General features: G+C 41.5%; 19 protein-coding genes. 10 read left to right on the top strand and 9 right to left on the bottom strand.

The window, feature by feature from the left end; all coding sequences use genetic code 11:
- Positions 1-114 precede the first annotated feature (114 nt).
- The 3 genes from IEW05_RS05155 to IEW05_RS05145 all read left to right on the top strand — a co-directional run bounded on the left by IEW05_RS05155 (position 115) and on the right by IEW05_RS05145 (position 2780).
- Positions 115-936, top strand: a complete 822-nt coding sequence (locus tag IEW05_RS05155; protein ID WP_188536461.1) for a YitT family protein — start codon at positions 115-117, stop codon at positions 934-936.
- A gap of 175 nt (positions 937-1111) precedes the next feature.
- Positions 1112-1315, top strand: coding sequence for a hypothetical protein (locus IEW05_RS05150; RefSeq protein WP_188536459.1), 204 nt, complete (start codon positions 1112-1114; stop codon positions 1313-1315).
- A 100-nt stretch (positions 1316-1415) separates the two neighbouring features.
- Positions 1416-2780 carry an MATE family efflux transporter gene (locus IEW05_RS05145; protein ID WP_188536457.1) on the top strand — a complete coding sequence of 455 codons (1365 nt, stop codon included), beginning with the start codon at positions 1416-1418 and terminating at the stop codon, positions 2778-2780.
- Between the two features lie 81 nt (positions 2781-2861).
- Here IEW05_RS05145 and pfkA read toward each other — a convergent pair whose 3' ends face one another.
- Both pfkA and IEW05_RS05135 read right to left on the bottom strand, forming a co-directional pair.
- On the bottom strand, positions 2862-3833 hold the full coding sequence (pfkA, locus tag IEW05_RS05140) for a 6-phosphofructokinase (RefSeq protein WP_188536455.1): 972 nt from the start codon (positions 3831-3833) through the stop codon (positions 2862-2864).
- A 102-nt stretch (positions 3834-3935) separates the two neighbouring features.
- Entirely contained in the window at positions 3936-4964 is a 1029-nt protein-coding gene (locus tag IEW05_RS05135) for a tetraprenyl-beta-curcumene synthase family protein (RefSeq protein WP_188540735.1), read from the bottom strand.
- A 260-nt stretch (positions 4965-5224) separates the two neighbouring features.
- Between IEW05_RS05135 and IEW05_RS05130 the strand changes: the two genes are divergently transcribed.
- Both IEW05_RS05130 and IEW05_RS05125 read left to right on the top strand, forming a co-directional pair.
- Positions 5225-6412: an MFS transporter gene (locus IEW05_RS05130; RefSeq protein ID WP_188536453.1), complete on the top strand. Its 1188-nt coding sequence runs from the start codon at positions 5225-5227 to the stop codon at positions 6410-6412.
- 113 nt (positions 6413-6525) lie between these two features.
- On the top strand, positions 6526-7173 hold the full coding sequence (locus IEW05_RS05125; RefSeq protein WP_188536451.1) for a nitroreductase family protein: 648 nt from the start codon (positions 6526-6528) through the stop codon (positions 7171-7173).
- Positions 7174-7245: 72 nt separating this feature from the next.
- On the opposite strand, the gene IEW05_RS05120 is transcribed toward IEW05_RS05125, so the two are convergent.
- Positions 7246-8565: a sugar phosphate nucleotidyltransferase gene (locus IEW05_RS05120; RefSeq protein WP_229753268.1), complete on the bottom strand. Its 1320-nt coding sequence runs from the start codon at positions 8563-8565 to the stop codon at positions 7246-7248.
- Positions 8566-9354, bottom strand: a complete 789-nt coding sequence (locus tag IEW05_RS05115; RefSeq protein WP_188536449.1) for a DUF6492 family protein — start codon at positions 9352-9354, stop codon at positions 8566-8568.
- A 210-nt stretch (positions 9355-9564) separates the two neighbouring features.
- Here IEW05_RS05115 and IEW05_RS05110 point away from each other — a divergent pair, with 210 nt between their 5' ends.
- Complete coding sequence (locus IEW05_RS05110; protein WP_229753267.1) at positions 9565-10317, top strand: YheC/YheD family protein; 753 nt, start codon at positions 9565-9567, stop codon at positions 10315-10317.
- Between the two features lie 84 nt (positions 10318-10401).
- Here the strand turns inward: IEW05_RS05110 and IEW05_RS05105 are convergent, their stop codons facing one another.
- From IEW05_RS05105 to IEW05_RS05085, 5 genes are all read right to left on the bottom strand, one after another.
- On the bottom strand, positions 10402-11307 hold the full coding sequence (locus tag IEW05_RS05105) for a hypothetical protein (RefSeq protein WP_229753266.1): 906 nt from the start codon (positions 11305-11307) through the stop codon (positions 10402-10404).
- A 14-nt stretch (positions 11308-11321) separates the two neighbouring features.
- On the bottom strand, positions 11322-12401 hold the full coding sequence (locus IEW05_RS05100) for a DNA glycosylase AlkZ-like family protein (protein ID WP_188536445.1): 1080 nt from the start codon (positions 12399-12401) through the stop codon (positions 11322-11324).
- Positions 12398-13360 (bottom strand): helix-turn-helix transcriptional regulator, encoded by a 963-nt coding sequence (locus IEW05_RS05095; RefSeq protein WP_188536443.1) that lies wholly within the window; start codon positions 13358-13360, stop codon positions 12398-12400. The genes IEW05_RS05100 and IEW05_RS05095 overlap by 4 nt, the downstream gene beginning before the upstream one ends.
- Positions 13361-13536: 176 nt before the next feature.
- A complete protein-coding gene (locus IEW05_RS05090) occupies positions 13537-14280 on the bottom strand; it encodes a YebC/PmpR family DNA-binding transcriptional regulator (protein WP_188536440.1) in 744 nt (247 codons plus the stop codon).
- A 252-nt stretch (positions 14281-14532) separates the two neighbouring features.
- Positions 14533-14730, bottom strand: coding sequence for a cold-shock protein (locus tag IEW05_RS05085; protein ID WP_188536438.1), 198 nt, complete (start codon positions 14728-14730; stop codon positions 14533-14535).
- A 204-nt stretch (positions 14731-14934) separates the two neighbouring features.
- On the opposite strand from IEW05_RS05085, the gene IEW05_RS05080 reads away from it, so the two are divergent.
- From IEW05_RS05080 to IEW05_RS05065, 4 genes are all read left to right on the top strand, one after another.
- The gene (locus tag IEW05_RS05080; RefSeq protein WP_188536436.1) at positions 14935-15168 is read left to right on the top strand and encodes a hypothetical protein; all 234 of its coding nucleotides are present in this window, start codon (positions 14935-14937) and stop codon (positions 15166-15168) included.
- Positions 15169-15218: 50 nt separating this feature from the next.
- A complete protein-coding gene (locus tag IEW05_RS05075; protein WP_188536434.1) occupies positions 15219-15392 on the top strand; it encodes a hypothetical protein in 174 nt (57 codons plus the stop codon).
- Between the two features lie 259 nt (positions 15393-15651).
- Complete coding sequence (gene pepF / locus IEW05_RS05070) at positions 15652-17442, top strand: oligoendopeptidase F (RefSeq protein ID WP_188536432.1); 1791 nt, start codon at positions 15652-15654, stop codon at positions 17440-17442.
- A 176-nt stretch (positions 17443-17618) separates the two neighbouring features.
- Entirely contained in the window at positions 17619-17939 is a 321-nt protein-coding gene (locus IEW05_RS05065) for a LapA family protein (RefSeq protein WP_188536430.1), read from the top strand.
- Positions 17940-17982: the final 43 nt, after the last annotated feature.

Here is a 17982-nt window from a genome sequence, read left to right as displayed (position 1 = left end):
AAGTCGGAAAGGATCCCTACTCAAGAATATCTCAAACATTATAGCACATAACAATGAAAGAACACCAGCAAGCAGGCTTGGGTTACTTTCATATTCTTCGTGAGGTGAGTCATCATGTTAAAGGATGTAAGAAATGGTCTAATTGTTGTTTTTGGAGCTGCTTTAATCGCTTCGGGTTTTAATTTATTCCTCGTTCCTCATCATTTACTTAGTGGGGGCGTTTCAGGTTTAGCCATGTTAACGGGTTATTTCACACCTCTAAATTTAAGTGTCATGTACTTTTTATACAACATTCCAATCCTCATCGCCGGATTATTCATGCTCGGCAAACGATATATTGGATTTAGTATATTGTCCGTTATCAGCGTTACTTGGTTTATCGCTGTAATACCGGTGAACCTCCTAGTTACGGATATGCTGTTATCCGCTGTCTTTGGTGGTGTTTTGGTCGGAATTGGAAGTGGCATTTCGTTTCGAGCGGGTGGTTCTTCAGGTGGTTTCGATATCGTAGGGTCCATCATTTCCCAATATCGTGATTTCCCCATCGGGAATGTGCTAGTTGCCATGAATGCTATCGTCATTTTAGCCATGGGATACTTAGACAACAATTGGAATTTGGCTTTGGCTTCCATGGTATCTATATACGTTTGTGGAAAAGTAGTTGATTTAATTCATATCAGTCATATCAAAGTCACCTTATTTATTGTTACCGACAAGACTGAAGAGCTATTATCGAGTTTGTTGAAGTTACCACGAGGAGTTACGTTAATCAAGACCCAAGGGGCTTTCACCCACAAAGAAAAGGACATGTTAATGACCGTAACTACACGTTATGAATTAGTCGAATTAAGAAATATTATTAAACAATGCGATCCGAATGCTTTTGTTAATATCGTGGAGACGGTCGGGATCATGGGATCATTCCGGAAACGATAATTCAGTTCCTTTGTACCATACGTACGGAACTCCCATTTAACTTCCTTCTTTTTGTGCTATAATGTGTTTATGCGGTTCCTTAGTCAATCCTATATTTAGCAGCTTTACCTTTTCACAAGCTTTGTGCTTTTCCGATTTAAGAATGATTCCGTAAGAATGATTCTAGGAGGAAAGGGTGATTGATGTGGATATGGAGACGGTAAAACTTGCACAAATTGTTATGAAGTGGTTCCCTGATATGCTACCTTTCTTCAATCATAAGGAACTTAACTCCATGATCGTTCTCCGCGATGGCTTGACCATCTTGGAACCAAATGATGCCTTGGAAATCATCCAATTCAGCATCTGCGAGCATCAAAATGCGGCATATCTTCACTAAAATTGAAACAACCGAAATACATGCAGACCGTTTCTTTTGCCCCTACGGTAGAGAGGCGGTCTTTTTATGTTCAAAATTAGATGAATTGGAGTTTACGTCAGTGAAAGCTACTAATACAAGGAAGCAAAAATTCGGTCAATTTCTAATCATTCTTATCCCTATTCTCATTACACAAGTAACGTTGTCGTTAATGACTTTTTTTGACACAACGATGTCGGGTCACGCTAGTCCTGCCGATTTAGCTGGGGTCGCTATTGGGACCAGCTTCTGGATTCCCGTTCAAACAGGATTAAGTGGAATCTTGATGGGAATCACTCCGATCGTCTCCCAGTTAATAGGAGCTAAAGAGCGGGATAAGGTAGGTTATCATGTGATCCAGGCTTTATGGTTATCCATCGCAATTGGCATAGTCGTTCTGATTGCAGGTGGAGTGCTCATTTCTCCCCTTTTAAACATCATGAATCTTGAGCCAAAGGTCCATCATGTCGCCTTTTATTACCTTGTTTCGTTATCAACAGGAGTTCTCCCTCTATTCGGGTATATCGTTATCCGATCTTTTATTGACGCTCTTGGTCAAACCAGAGTTTCCATGTTGATCACACTGGTGTCTCTTCCGCTAAATATTGGAGCGGGATACTTACTGATTTTTGGACATTGGGGTTTTCCCAGACTCGGCGGAATTGGTTCAGGAATCGCGACTGCCTTTACGTATTGGTGTATCTTTTTGTTGGCGCTAGTTATCGTCCATAAAAAAGAAGCCTTTGCTTCGTTCGGTATTTTTCGAACATTTCACCGCGTATCCTTGAGCAAATGGAAGGAATTAATGAAGATTGGTGTGCCGATCGGTTTTGCTATTTTCTTCGAAACAGGAGTATTTTCTGCCGTTACATTGTTGATGAGTCAATTCGATACTGTAACGATTGCTGCTCACCAAGCGGCTAACAATTTCGCGACAACATTATATATGATTCCATATAGCATTTGTATGGCATTGACGATTCTCGTAGGTTATGAAACAGGGGCCTCACGTATTAAAGATGCGAAACAATATGCCGTACTAGGTATCAGTACTGCTACAATCCTGTCGCTATTCACAGCTGTCATCCTGATGCTGTTCCGCCAAAACGTGGCAGAAATATATTCAAACAACAGCAATGTCGTTATAATGATTAAACATTTCTTAATCTACGCTATCTTCTTTCAAATATCTGACGCGATTGCGACGCCAATTCAAGGTGCGCTCCGAGGATACAAGGACGTTAATCCTGCCTTTTGGATCACCTTACTTGCTTATTGGATCATTGGATTACCACTCGGTTATATATTGGCGAATTACACATCGCAAGGCCCTTACGGTTATTGGATTGGTCTGATCAGTGGTCTAGCAGTTGCGGCTGTCCTATTATTAGGACGACTAAACTTCATTCAAAAGAAACTTGCTGTTACAAGCATTACTCAATATTAATCCAAACTAAAAAAGGGAAATTCGAGGCCCTCTTGGGGGCTTACGAATTTCCCTTTTCCTATTCTAAACTTTGGTCTTATATTATTGAGACAAGCGGGAAGCTAGCTCATAAAGATCTAGATCAAATTTTTTCTTCGTAGTTACTACTTTTTCGATATCTGTTAGAACCATTTCTCCACCGATCATACCGCAAGCTTTGTTTGACTCTCCAGCAATCAAACTGCGAACTGCGAAGTCACCAAGGCGGCTTGCAAGATTCCGATCGAATGGTGTAGGTGATCCACCACGTTGAATATGTCCTAGAACAGTAGCACGAGGTTCAAGCGATGGTTGACGCAATTTGATTGCCTCAACAACCTCTTCGCCTTTTCCAACTCCTTCAGCTACGATAACAATGCTATGTCTCTTACCATTATCAAAGTTCTGTCTCATTCTGTCAGCCACTTCATTCAAATCAAATGGCATTTCTGGAATAAGAATCGTCTCAGCACCTGAAGCAAGTCCCGCATGAAGCGCGATATCCCCAGCATGACGTCCCATAACCTCAACGACAGAAGCGCGTTCGTGAGAAGACATCGTATCACGGAGTTTATTAACTGCATCCACTACAATACTCACTGCTGTATCGAAGCCAATAGTATAATCTGTGAATGAAATATCGTTATCGATTGTACCCGGAAGTCCCATCGTCTTAATGCCCAATTTACTTAACTTCTCAGCACCATGATAAGAACCATCGCCACCGATAACAACCAAACCATCGATACCATGATCACGTAAAATTTGTGCACCTTTTTGTTGACCTTCTGGTGTTTTGAATTCTAAACAACGAGCGGATTGAAGAATCGTACCACCACGTTGAATGATATCGCCTACACTACGAATATCCATCGAAAAGATATCATTATTAAGCAAGCCTTGATAGCCCCGTTGAATACCGAATACTTCGAGTCCATAGTACAATCCACTACGTACTACGGAACGTACTGCAGCGTTCATGCCCTGTGAATCTCCACCACTAGTGAGAACTGCGATTTTTTTAACTTCTGACATGATGATTCCTCCTCAAAATTTTACGAAGTAAAATTACTTCGAAAGCATAACCTAACGTTCTGTGAAGCATAACTTTAATTTAATGTTACATAACTTACGTCCTTATACTACATGCTTGCGTATCCAACGGCTATTAATGAAAAAGAATACCCGCATCAACGGACTATTTCTCATCAATTGTTTGGATATATCTCTGATTTCCTGCTGCCTGCTTACTTTAGGATCAGACAAATAAAGAGCCACCAATCCCTCAATAATCATCACGTGAAAGGAAGAAACAGGAAGGATCGCAACATCCTTTCGAGCACCTTCTACAATTAGAGCAATTCGATGTAACATGATTTCCTTATTATCATAATAACTACAGAAATTCAAGTCTCCACCGATTTCGTCCTCTTCTTGATCAATCAAGTAATCCAGCATAATATGTAGCCCGCATACATGAGGGAAATACGCATTATGAATCACTTTAGCACTCTTTTCATCTAGTTCAGGGTTAGTTGCTGCTAGGAATAGCATAAACACTCCAAGAGTTGAACCAGTCGCAGCTGCAAATTCATTCCAATGAAGTTCTGGAGTTCGCTCTTTATGTTGCTCCCACCAATCTAACAGTGCAGCTTCCCTTAGATTCGGATCAATATGCTTGTATACCTGAAGATCCGTATACAATTTCACCAGATCGGTAATGTATGGCTGCGCCGCACGATATCCAGGCAATTTGGATATTCCCAAACGACAAGCATTAACAAGAGATATCAAATAACCTCCATCATCTCGTTCATCCCTTAGAGCGTAGTAATCTGAAATCTCAAATTCGGGATTAACCGCATCAAGCATGCTTTGATGAAGTAGACGAAAATCACCAGGATCCATTGATGTACTTCGGTCACATAGGTTGTCCAAGTAGTCACTAATAGTCTGAAATGCAACAATCAACGGAATAAGAATATGACGTTGCTCCAGATTAGCTGCTGCATAAACCGAACCGCCTTGACAGTGAAACTCCTTCGTTTCAATACTGGCGAGGGCTTGTTTTCTTAATTCTGGATCAGGAATGTTACCCGCAGTTTCCCTCCAGCCATTAAGTTCCTTTCGTACATCTGGCAAAATGAATTTGTATACCCGACTCATCAGCCGAAGCGGCTCACGTGGAATCTTATTCCGGCTTTGCACATGTTCAATCAATGGCCTGCCTCCACTTATGTCGTTAAGACTTAATTAAAACCATTCTATATTATAATATGTCCCCTCTTATTGCACAAATAAACAATATCACAGATGCTATAGGAGCCTCCTATGATATACTATCGTTGGCTCACTATAGGCGAAATGTTCAATGAACGCAGTGAGTAATCCCACAAGCTAATATGCAGAATGGAGCATTGTTATTCATGAGATCATTGTTCTTCGCTCGGCCCGAACTCACATGGCTACGGGTGTATACCTTCACGATTTTTGGGACAAGCGTGCTCGTAGCCTCTTATTTTCCTCTCTATTATGCCCAGTTAGGCTTCAGCAACACTCAGATTGGCTTGTTGTACGCCCTTGGGCCTATGATCTCTCTCTTCTCAAATATGCTCTGGAGTCTAACTAGTGATCGCTACCGAACAGTTAAGAAAATTCTGATGTTACTACTACTTGGTCAAATTATGATGACCGTGTTCCTCTCCATGTCTTCTAATTTCACAATGATTATGTTCTGTATTACGATCTTTTACTTTTTCTTCTATCCTGTATTTCCACTAACGGATACGTTAGCGATTTCTACGGCTAAACAATATAATAAAAATTTCATTACGATCCGTATCTTTGGATCCATCGGGTACGCCACATTTGCTATCGTCATTGGATACGTCTTAACTCTCATAGGTTCGAAGTGGACTCTTGGGGTATCCATAGTCATCGCTCTGGCATCATTAATCTTCAGTATGTTTGTTAAAGATCGAGTAACTGACGTTGCTAAAGTGAATCTATCAGGCATCTGGTCTATCCTCAAACAGAAAGAGTTGATATGGTTTTTCGGTTGTGTCTTTTGTCTAGCTATTGGTCTACGTATGAATGATGCCTTCTTAACGATTTCACTTCATGATCTCGGAGCAACGGAAAATCTGATCGGATGGTCTATGCTTGCCTCAGCGCTTACAGAGGTTCCTATTTTTATACTTCTTAACATATATGGCGACAGATTTAAAGAACTCCCCTTACTGATCTTCGCTAGTCTTATGTTCGCTGTTCGGTTTCTCCTCATGGGATTGACCAACTCCCCGTATGGGATCATCGGCGTTCAAATGATGCACGGTGTCTCATTTGGTGTATTCTATGTAACCGCTATCCGAATGCTAACACGTCTGATTCCGGATAGTTATCGGGCAACAGGCCTTGCTCTTTTTACAGTGATGTGGTCGAGTATATCAGGTTTACTCAGCGGTACATTCGGAGGAATGGTATTCGAGCACTTTGGAAGAAGTAATTTCTACCTAGTAGCTATGGCTTTCTCTGTACTTGCCTGCTGTGGTTTCGCCAGCCGATATCTATTCCGTGAACCCAGAGGTCCTAGAGATATCCAACGTACAATGTAATTCACACTCAAAATAAGACAGTTTGCTCCTTACTATCCAAATATTAAAAATTAAGATATAATATTTGTGATCAGATTATAGTACCTAGTACTAAAATTGAAGGGTGGGATAGCATGGAATTTTCTTTATTTCGAGATGTAGTCAAGACACGCCGTAGTATCCGCGAATTCACAGAGGAAGCTGTTAGCCTGTCCGATATTGAGGATATTATCGATTGTGCGCGTTTCGCCCCCAGTGACACCAATTCACAGACATGGGAATTTATCGCTATAGTTAACCGAGATAAAATCAAGGCAATAGAAGATCTAACATGGGGGAAGCTTCATGAGATTGCAGCACGTGCTGAGCAGAATGGTCTTGAGCGTGAAGCTAAACTACTTGTAAAATCGTTTGGCCCCTATGCTACTGCGTTTTCAGGTGCTCCTGTATTGATCATATGTCTATCTACACCCTACGCTTCTAAATTTCGAGATAAAATCTTTGACCCTATTTCCTTTGTAGAGCCAGATGTTTGGGAAGAAGAAGGCCTCAAGAGTAGTTGTCTCGCAGCACAAAACTTAATGCTTGCTGCACACGCAAAAGGACTTGCAACTTGTCCGATGACCGGTCCCGTTCTGCTTGCTGAAGAGAAACTTCGCGAATATCTCAATATTCCAGAAGATCGGGGAGTTACCATGGTCATTGCTCTTGGCCATCCTGCGATCACACCAAAGGCGATTCCTCGAAAGGAAGTCGCCGACATATTGTGCATCTTAGAGTGACGCTCACATTTCAAGCCCCGCCAACGCTGGCGGGGCTTTTCAGAGTGATATATATAAAAACACCAAAGAAACTTACTGACTTCCGAACTGAACCTCCATTAGCTCTAGTTTGTCTATGGCAGTCAATGAATACTGTGACCCTACAGGAATCGTGTAAACATCGCCACTTCGAACATGATACAAGTTATTATCCAACACCATCTCCCCAGTTCCAGTTAGGATCGTCCATACCTTGTGGCTACCATGCTGGATTTGAGGAGCGATGTGATGATGTGGTAAAACCGTCATTTTGGAAGTGTTTATATTGCTGTTTTGCTCATCTTGAGAACAGTCGATAACTTGATAACTTCCCCAGGAAGTTTCATTATACTTCGGACTTATTGTTATATCACTTCTCAATTCTTTGATCTTATTTGCACTACTTTTTTTAGAAATCAAAACTCCTTCAAGGCTTGCTGCCACAATAATGTCAGGTACATCAATCACATGTATAGAATATGGAAGCTCATTCACAAGATGAGTATTAGAGGATTCTCCGGAAATCTCACCTCGGCCTATAACCTTAACATCTAATTGCTCAGTTAATGAAGCCCAGCTTCCAAGGTCACTCCATTCTCCTGTATAGGGCAGTACAATCGAATTAGTTATACGTTCTGCAACTTCATTATCGAAGCTCCGTATTGGCAAATTCTCATAAATAGATAGTAACTCTTCGTAATCCGTCGGCAAATTGATTTTTTCCATATAAGAAAGGATAATTTGGAGGGGAAAAGCAAATACTCCGCAATTCCATAAAGCTTTTTGACCCATAAGAACCTTTGCCCTGCCCACATCTGGTTTCTCCAGAAAACTAGATACGTTGAAATATTCTAATGATGTTTTTCCCTTATTTAGATCCGGTACAATATATCCGTATTGTACTGACGGAGTTGTAGGCTTTGTTCCAAGCAAGGCTAAATCAGCTTTTGCAGCTTTAAGTATTTTGGGAAGTAATTTGAATCTGCTAAAGTAGTCTTCACCTACAAACATATCAGCTGGAGTAATACATATGATATCGTCAAGTTCAGCCATCTTATGGGCAATCAGATAGGCTGCAGTAAGAGCAGTTGCTGCAAATGTCCCACGTCTAAACGGTTCGATGATAAGAGGAGGCTGACTTCCAGCATACCGTGCTATAAGATGCGATTGCTCTTGGCTAGTAACAAAAATGGCGGATTCTTGTAATCCTGACGCTGTGAGCTGACGATACACACGTCCGATCATCGATTCTCGCTCCCCATGAGGTGAAGGAAGAATTTCAAGAAATAACTTGGAGCGAATCTCGTTAGACAACGGCCATAATCTTGTACCGGAGCCACCACATAGAAATACAATGTGCATGGTATCCTTCATTTATCGGGTCGACCTTCTATAGCCCTTTCGCTCATGAAAAGAGAGTGAACGATAGCTCTTTGCCAGCTTTTTCATTTGAGTCTGCGGGATCGTAGATACTTTATCTTTAAGACCTTTATTCAGGGCACTTTTTAGAATCATCGCCTTAGGATTCGCGCTGTATAGATAATTGGCGTAGGTCTCATATTCAGAGAACCCAAATTGTTTCGTTTTATCGATACTACGGATAATTGCTTTATACCAAGGATGATTGTGCTTCGCTTCAATCGTTCTTTTCATTTGACGAAGTTTAGATTTGTCAAACACCATATAGTGAGTAACAAAAGACTTCGGTGAGGGAGCTTTGGAACCCATAAGCTTTTTGTATGTGCGGAAATATTCTGGTTGGCTCCAATTGCGATAGTAGAATATCCCCTTATTCTGAGATACGAAGGTATGTGGCCGGATGAGTACGGTATCAGCATCAATCACTAAGAAATACTTGTGTTTACATATGGTGTCTCCACTCAGTTTAAGAAGTTGTTGGTATAACCAACCGGAGCGTTCCCAATGTGCTGAGCGGTATCGAATATGTTTTTTAGTTATAGGGAGAACTTTTTTCTCATCAATGAATACACATCCTTTATTGCTACAAAGAGTCTGAATCTTACTACTCTGAGGAGATACGACATAAATGTGACCAATCTTATGCTTCACATAACGACGGAGGCTATCAATAACATGAGGTAAGGTTGCTAAATCCTTCTCAATCGTTGGGATAAGCACATCAATGGTAAGCGAATTGTTCATCACTTCAGCTCCACATAGAAAATTACGCAATCTTCAGCGTTACATTAGTCTATTCAATAATAGAAGACACGGTCCGGGCAATCATGGAGCCCATTTTATAATATAGTGAGGGCTGTTGTTCTGTACCCAATCTATCGGTCAGCATATGATGAATTACCTAGAAGTAGTATTCGCGGATTTCTGATGATCATATTGGGAGGGACAACAAAATTGAAATCAAACCGAGTGGCAGTCCTAAGTAAATGGACCAAAACCAAAGTGTTACTTCAGAATAAATCAATAAAGCCCTTCATACCTGATACTCGTAAATTTAACATGAACAACTTAAGAACCATGATTCATCAGTATAAGATGGTCTACGTAAAACCAGAGTGTGGAACACACGGAAAAGGAGTTATCCGTGCAGAAATGATTGACGAGTATTCCTATAAATACCAGATCAACGAGAACATTCTCAAGTTCAAAACCTTTTCAGAATTCCATAAAAGCCTTGTAAAGCAGATAAAAAAACGAAGATATTTGATTCAAAAAGGAATCCATCTACTCAAACAAAATCATCGCAGGTTCGATATCAGAGTCATGGTACAGGTAAATCCTAAGGGAAGATGGGAGACTACGGGAATTATTGGACGTTTAGGGCACGCTCGCAAAATTGTGACGAATTATCATAGTGAAGGGAAACCTATGAGTATTGAAAGTTTACTCCATAATCATCTGTCCAGAAGTCAACAAACCCAGCTTCATAAAAAATTAAGTTCGCTTGGGATACAAATTGCTTCGCATCTCAGCAAAACTTATCCAAAATTCAGGCAAATTGGCGTAGATATTGGATTGGACAAAACAATTACTCCTCAAATTATAGAAGTGAATACCCAGCCAGATCCTTATATTTTTAATCAATTAAAAGATAAATCGATGTACCGAAGAGTCATGAGCTGTCGGCGTGCCACTGTGAAAAAGTAGAAAAGCCAACATTGTACCTTTTAAGGTAAAAATAAAAGCGTCCACTTCCATTCAAGTATCGAATAGGTGGACGCTTCACTATTATTAAATTCGCCCGTAGGCTCGAAGTGTTAAGAGGCGTTCAATGGTAATCCGGCCCCGCCACTCCTGTTCTACTACAGGACTAACCGTCGGCCAAGAAACAGGCCATCCCCCATCCTCTTGTTGATTCTCTACCAAATAATTTAGATGATGTGTAATTTCATCATCGGTAACAAACCTGGAAGCATAACTCCCTGGAGCTGGAACATAATCCAGTACTTTATGACTGTACCCTTCTTGGCCTGGATTCTTCTCAATGATTCCAGGCTCCTGCAACCATTCGTCTAGAATTTGTTCAAAAGGAATGGCGCGCTCACGCTCAGGTGTATTCTGTAGGAACTGTAGCCATTGCAAGTAATCATGATAATCAGTTGGTTTTTGCTCATCCATACTACGCCACATGAATGAGATATGACTCTGGAACCAATCCTCTGTTAGTAAATCACTCCGTGACTTCTGACGAAGTAATGCTCCTATAATAATCCCCGTTGGATTAATTGAAGGAATGTCATCTCGCTCTGTAGTCCACCATGGAGCATGTGGGTATGCGTTGACCGCGGTCGTAGCCCTTGGTAGCCCCCCTCCAGGTAAGGTTATGGATTGTAAATAAGCAATCACACCGTTCATAATCTCCACATCAAAGCATTCTATCTCATCCATAATACCTAAAGCCATTTCAGTTGTAACAGGCTGACTCTGCGGACATCTCATATCAGCCTCTAATGCATTCCCGAATCCTCCATCACTGTTCTGATAGGCACGTAGTGCCATCAACACAGCTTCCTTCGAGCCGTTCTCGAAATGGTATGCGAAGCACAACCGCTCAAGTAACCTGGCATTACTATAGATGAAGATCCTTGCACGCTTCAAAATATTGTTGTTCCCAGACATTTCATTATTCATACTCATGAATGTAACCCCCTTTATTGATTAATCTCTACACCGTTATATCGCAATATTGCGCAGGATTCTGGATCATAGATTTTACGAATTGCCGTTATCACTTCATCTTGTCTAGAGACCGCCTCAGTAGCATCCAAGTCTAAAATGACATCATCAACATCATATGGACCAATCCGCCAATGCCCCAGAACAGCACCTTGAAACTCGCCATCCACCAGTAAATACTGTAGAACTTCTAACCCTTTATATCGTGATTTCAACTCTTCCAAATATGCTCTTACTAAAAAATCGCTTGGGTCTAACATATGAATACTCCGAGAGCACTCCCTATAATGAAAATCTCCAACTGCGACATCTTTCTCTAGCATCAACCCTTGGCCTAGTCCTTCAATCTCAATGCACACTAACCTCTCGGCTTCTACCAAACGACGAACAAGCTCCTTAATCGTCTTGGAAGGCAAATTGCACCAGCTTTTAATTTGTCCCTCGGTTGCAAATACCATTGATCCAATAAACCGTAGTATGACCTTCATCTGAGCTTCTACCTGACTCGCGGGATCCTTAGGGATTTCAAACCACTCTTCAGCGAAATCAAGCCACCCTGTTTCCCAGTCCGTATCAATCTGATCCTCTTGCAATATGAATGCGCATTGTAGATCCTGAAGTGCTTTACCAATATGTGCTGCAGGATAATCTAGTTCCTCCTTCAATTGTTCCTTAGTCAATCCACCTGCTTCCCGAATCGCACTAAGTACATCCTCGTGCACACGATTGAAACGAGTTATTACTTTGCGAAATGCTGTGCCGTATAACTTCAGATCATCTTCAAATACATATCCGACACGCCCGCCCAAATAACGCCCCTTGACAAGAGAGTGTCGCTCTCTTAGTGAAGATGCCATTTCCGTAGCATCATATTGTGTCCGATGGACAAGCTTTGGAGGATCACCTGGACGCGTAAAATGCGGAGGTGCAACCGGCTGAAGATAACGAAATAAATCAATGTATGCCTCCTCATCCTTAGAATCACCCAAAGGCTCTGCTAACCCCTGTCTCTTCATTCTTTCAGCAATTATTCCTTTATATTGCCATGGATTCATCGTGATCCTCCTACATCTTTGGTATACTTGTCCATTACATGCCTAGCTCGTGCTCTAATCTCTTCTCTAAGTAGCAGTGGTTCTATAACTTCCGCATCAAATCCCATGTTAAAAAAGAAAGATACCGCCCAATTCCATTCCGAAAGAGGGCACTGAAATTCTACTTCCCATTCCTCGTCACCTACCTGCTTAACCAAATGCCCCATATGTGGATCCTGTTCTGCTAGTAGCGCACCGCGATAACTCAATCTTGCAAATATGTATATAACATCTTGTAAAGCCGATTGAACCTGTGCCGAGTTCTCTTCTGTCACCTTCTTCTCCCAATCGGGAGCCCTATATTCAATCTCCTCAACTGTTTCCATACGATCAATACGTAAAGTCCGTACTTCTTCGTGTACAAGAGAATAAGCTTCACAGTACCAGAAACCATGCGCTGCATATACTCTTTGCGGAAAGATTTCAAGACTACGATGATAATTTTGCGAACGATACATTACTTTTAACCATTGAGAGTTAGCCGCATAGGTCATGATTGCGTTAAGATGGGGGGTTGTGAAGTGACGTTTGGGAACCTCCATCTCCACGTGCTCAAGCAATGGACCAACTTGATGAAGTGTCTGCTCAGGTAGAACTGCACGAATTTTATCAATGGCTGTCCAGTGCGCTGAATGGAAAGGACCGTCACTGTACTTAGCCATCCCATCAAGCGCCACCAATACGGTTAACGCTTCGTTACAGTCCAAATGCAGAGGCGGAAGATAAAAGCCGTCCATTAACCGGTAGCCTCCTCCTGGACCTGACACAGCGTACAGAGGAACTCCCATTTCCGATAAAGCCTGCATATCACGTAATACCGTCCGCTTTGAGACCTCAAATTTGTCGGCAAGAGATTGGGCTGTTTCTGATCTCTGCTGTAAAGCCATCAGAATCGCCATCATTCGGTCCATTCTCTTCATGCTGCATCCTCCCTATTCCCCTACATCATAACAACCAATAGGTGACAACTGACTGTCACCTATAATATCTGTATCACATTTTCTTAATAAAAAAGAGGCTGACCCTCAAGTTAGATTTGCTCTACTTGTAAGGATAGCCTCTCCATAGGTGTATATCCAGATGATAAATCGGTCGCTTATCCGATACGCTCCATCTCTTCTTCACTGATCTCGAAGTTAGCGAACACGTCCTGTACATCATCATTATCTTCAAATGCATCCATCATTTTAAGCAACTTCTCAGCATTCTCGCCGTCTGCAGCCACAGTATTTTGTGGGATCCAGCGTACTTCTGCACTACTAAATTGCAGCCCGGATGCTTCTAATGCACTTTTTACTACTTCTAGTTCATGTGGATGGGTTAGTATTTCATAACTGTCCTCATGAACATTCATGTCCTCGGCTCCCGCCTCAAGTGCTTGCATCATGATCGTATCCTCGTCCAAATCCTCAAATTCTTCACGGTTAATGACAAGCATACCCTTCTGGTCGAACATATAGGCTACGCAGCCGGATTCGCCCATGTTACCGCCTCTTTTATTAAAAATAGATCTAACATCCGCTGCAGTCCGGTTCCGGTTGTCCGTCAAGCATTTTACCATGATCGCTACTCCACCTGGGCCGTATCCTTCATAGTAAATTTCTTCGTATTCAACGCTATCTGTTGATCCGGACGCCTTTTTGATTGCCCGTTCGATGTTATCAGCCGGCATTTTAATAGCTCTAGCATTAGCAATTGCCGTCTTCAATCCAAAATTGGCTTCAGGGTTGGGTCCACCTTTACGTGCTTGCATATAAATATCACGGCTCATCTTAACCCATTGGTTGTTCTTCGCTTGATCCGCTTTCCCTTTGCGATCCTTAAATAGTTTGAACTTCATAACTTAACGCTCCCCACCAAATGTATTACTGCAAAAATCAACAAAATTGATTTCCCAGAAAAAGTAGTTACCTCAATAGTTTATCACTCTCACTATAAATAGGTCAAAAGGAAAGAACTCTTATCGTGAAAATAAGTACAAATAATCAACTCTCACGACATACCAAAAAAAGACACAGCCCTTTCGAGCTGTGCCTTTCATATCATTGCCTGGAACCAAACTTTATAAGTGATCCGTTAACCGGAAGGGGTCTTATAATTTGATTACGTTAGCGGCTTGCTGACCACGGTTACCGTCAGTAATATCGAACTCAACGGCTTGGCCTTCATCTAGAGTTTTGAAACCTTCGTCTTGAATTGCGGAGAAATGTACGAATACATCTTCGCCACCTTCAACTTGAATAAAACCGTAACCTTTTTCTGCGTTAAACCATTTAACTGTACCTTTCAAATGAACAACCTCCTAAAAATAATCGCCATCGTTGACGAATAACTATAGTATACTATATGGTCATATACAATGCAATGTGTCATACTTTGGAAAAATTGTCTTGATCATTTTTACCCTTGTTTTATTTGCTTTCCGCTCAGGCCTGCGTTATCATTTTACATAAAAATACCTTCTATTTAGATGTAGAGATCGGAGCAATACAATATGATAAAAAAACACGAAATATACAAAAGAGATAAATGGAATATGTTAACTGTAGAAGTACAGGGCAAATACATTGTTCTCCGGGAAATATCTGACCAGTGGGGTGAAGAAACCCATACGTTCCTCAGTCGTCCTGCATTAATGCACTGGGCTAAAAATCACTTCCCCAAAGAAGAATTCATCGGAAGAGAAGAAGAATGGAACGACATCATGAACGCCTTCAAACAGGTTTAACGAGCTCTAGTAAGGCCCGGATTTAAATCTAAAGGAGTTGAATCACGTTCATGGATAGTTCAAATATTCTTATTTTTATCATATCCGCATTCGCATTAGGTGGCGTGGTTGTGATGAGTAAAAACAACATTGCTCCAAAGCTGAAACGCGGCCTAGCCATAACAACACTTCTTTTTGTCGTAGTCGCTTTTTGCCTTATTGTTTACAGCTTTTGGACCTTGTAGATTCGTTCCAAAAGTACAGTGGAAATATTTTGCATTACAGAGGGTCATACTAGGAAAATGCCAATAAAGCATGAGTCAAAGTAATTTTGTCTCATGCTTTAATGGTCCCCCAAGACTTTGAAAGGGAGATTCCTGTATGAAAAGTACCCACTTGCTTCCCCTTCTGCTATCTTGCAGCTTGCTTGTTGCTGCTGTGCCTGACAGCACAGCTAAGAAGAATAATCAGTCATCATTTTCCACAAATTTGAGGAGGATTTCAATGAGCACATTACCGAAACGTTCCGAAGTCGAAACAGAGAACAAATGGAAACTAGAGGACTTGTTTGAGAATCAGAAAGCTTGGGATCAGGCCTATGATGATTTGAAGAAACTGAAAGATAAAGCTTCCGAATTTGAAGGCAAACTGGATAATCCTCAGAGTATCAAAGAATTATTTACTCTAGAAGATAAATTGTCTTTGGAAATTGAACGGTTGTACGTATATGCCCATCTGAATCACGATGAAGATACAACCAACCCTACATACCAAGCACTTGTACAAAAAGCGAAAAAACTTAGCGTGGATATCAGCGAGGCACTTTCTTTTATCACACCGGAAATTCTGTCTCTACCCGAGCAAGATTTAGATAAATTGATTGAGCACCCTGATCTAGCGCCATACAAATTCACTTTACAAGAAATCAAACGTGAGAAAGCTCATGTACTTAGCAAAACTGAGGAAGCATTGCTTGCACAAGTTGGCAACCTCTCACAGGCTCCACAGCAAATTTTCGGTATGATCAACAATGCTGACATCAAGTTTCCAAAGATAAAGGATGAGAACGGCAACGAAGTCGACCTTACACATGGTAGCTACATTCAGTTCTTGGAAAATCCAAACCGTGACGTACGTCGTCGTGCTTTTAAAGCCATCTACGAGACCTACGGCAAGCAAAAGAATACGATTGCAGCTACGCTAAATGCCAATGTAAATAAAAATATTTTCTATTCTCAAGTTCGCAAATATCCATCGGTGTTGGAAATGTCTCTCTATGGAGACAACATCCCGAAAGAAGTGTATACGAACCTAATCGACACGATTCATGAGAACCTACCGCTTCTACATCGTTATATGAAACTACGCAAAAAACTGCTTGGCGTTGATGAGCTTCACATGTACGATTTGTTTGCTCCTTTAGTGGAAGAATACAAGTGGGACATCACTTATGATGAAGCTAAGAAAACGATTGAAGATGCGCTGAAGCCTCTAGGTGAAAACTACCTTAGTGCGTTGCGCGATGGTTTCAACAATCGCTGGATCGATGTCTACGAGAATGAAGGCAAACGTACGGGCGCTTATAGCTGGGGAGCTTACGGTACCCACCCTTACGTATTGCTCAATCACAATGAGAACTTGAACAGTATGTTCACGCTAGCCCATGAGATGGGTCATGCTCTTCATTCCTATTTCTCTGATGAGAACTTGCCATATCGCGATGCGCAGTACACCATTTTCCTCGCCGAAGTAGCCTCGACGACGAATGAAGCATTGCTGATGGATTATCTGCTCAAGAAATCGACGGATCCAAAACAAAAGCTATACCTGCTGACATACTACGCTGATCAGTTCCGGACAACGATATTCCGTCAAACCATGTTTGCTGAATTTGAGAAGATCATTCACGAACGGGCTGAAGCTGGTATTTCATTGACACCACAAGAATTATCATCCATATACTATGACCTCAACGTCAAGTATCATGGTAAAGAAATGGCTGTAGATCAGGAGATTGAAATGGAATGGGCAAGAATCCCTCATTTCTACAACAGCTTCTATGTATATAAATATGCTACAGGCTTCTCTGCAGCCACGAGCTTCTCGAAGCAAATTCTTGAAGAAGGTAAACCAGCTGTGGACCGCTATCTCGGTTTCCTAAAGAGCGGTGGTAGTGATTACTCCATCAACATCCTTAATAAAGCCGGTGTCGATATGTCCTCACCACAACCGATTCGTGACGCAATGAACGTCTTTGAGGAATTGATCGAACAAATGGAGAACTTAACGAAGTAATCCAATGTTCAATGGTTGAATGAAGATAGGGAATTCAAGATTCGATGTCGATTCCGCTGCATTGCTTTGCTTCGTGATCAAAAGATGACGATGTTTTGAAGTGACTGTTATAAAATCCCTTGCTCCTATGAGTGGGGGATTTTATACTGTCAATATGATAAAGGAGGCGTTTCCCAGTGAAAATTCAGTGGTCCCTGATCCTCGCGCTTATTTTTGCGCTCATTACGGCTGTATTTGCCGTCATTAATGTCGATCCAGTACAAGTTAATTTGCTCGCAGGTTCTGTAGATGTACCGCTCATCTTGCTGATTCTCGGCTGCACATTGCTTGGAGGGATTATTGTTGGTTCCTTTGGCATTTACCGTGGATACCGACTGCAAAGAGAAATCAAGACCTTAAAAGCCAAGCTTGTACATATTCAAGAAGCTACTGGATATGTTGCTCCAGAAGCTGATACAGCTAAGTTACCTACAGAAGAACCAACACCAGAACACTAAACTCGCAGTATTGGATTAATCATGAACTGTAATCAATAGGAGG

Origin of the sequence: Paenibacillus segetis (assembly GCF_014639155.1) — a bacterium.
GTDB classification, from domain to species: Bacteria; Bacillota; Bacilli; order Paenibacillales; family Paenibacillaceae; genus Fontibacillus; species Fontibacillus segetis.
This window is presented reverse-complemented; position numbering and strand designations above follow the sequence as displayed.